The organism is Shewanella electrica, from assembly GCF_022321485.1.
GTDB classification, from domain to species: Bacteria; Pseudomonadota; Gammaproteobacteria; order Enterobacterales; family Shewanellaceae; genus Shewanella; species Shewanella electrica.
Genome location: NZ_JAKOGG010000040.1, coordinates 1 through 832, shown reverse-complemented (window position 1 = coordinate 832; position 832 = coordinate 1). Strand labels below are relative to the sequence as shown.

Genomic DNA, 832 nt, shown 5'->3' with positions numbered 1-832 from the left:
TATTTTTCTTCCTCAGTAGTGTCATTTACGCTTCTCTTCTCTGCAGCAACTATGCCTAACCCTAAGGTCTTCTTCGACATGACCATCGGCGGTCAATCTGCTGGCCGCATCGTGATGGAGCTCTACGCCGACGTGACTCCGAGCACCGCCGAGAACTTCCGCGCGCTCTGCACCGGCGAGAAGGGCGCCGGGCGGAGCGGCAAGCCCCTCCACTACAAAGGCTCGTCCTTCCACCGCGTGATCCCGAACTTCATGTGCCAGGGCGGCGACTTCACCGCCGGAAACGGAACCGGCGGCGAGTCGATTTATGGCGCCAAGTTCGCCGACGAGAACTTCGTGAAGAAGCACACCGGTCCCGGCATCCTCTCCATGGCGAACGCCGGTCCCGGAACCAACGGATCTCAGTTCTTCATCTGCACGACGAAGACGGAGTGGCTCGACGGAAAGCACGTCGTGTTCGGACAGGTCGTCGAGGGGATGGACGTCGTCAAGGAGATAGAGAAGGTCGGATCCAGCTCCGGCAGGACCGCCAAGCCTGTCGTCGTCGCCGACTGTGGTCAACTCTCTTAGATAGACGACGTTGACCCTAGGCTTTTATCTCTGTGTCGGTGGCTCTGAATGTGTCGTTTCTTTCGGTGTCGTTTTTGCCTTTTTTTTTCTCTTCTTTTCTTTCTCGTGTCGTCGTTTAGGGGATTGTGGTGTTAAGGATATCATTTCGAAACCCTTCCCCTTTGAATCCTTCCTTTCCTTTCTAAAATATCAGTATCATGTGGTTCGTTCATAGAGTGAATGGAGTCTGTTATGAGAAACATAAAAAAATATGATGAGCTAC

The 832-nt window shown here is 53.6% G+C and carries 1 protein-coding gene; it reads left to right on the top strand.

The window, feature by feature from the left end:
• Positions 1–570: peptidylprolyl isomerase (locus L9G74_RS23795; RefSeq protein WP_238898505.1), on the top strand; the 570-nt coding region annotated here is incomplete at its 5' end.
• Positions 571–832: the final 262 nt, after the last annotated feature.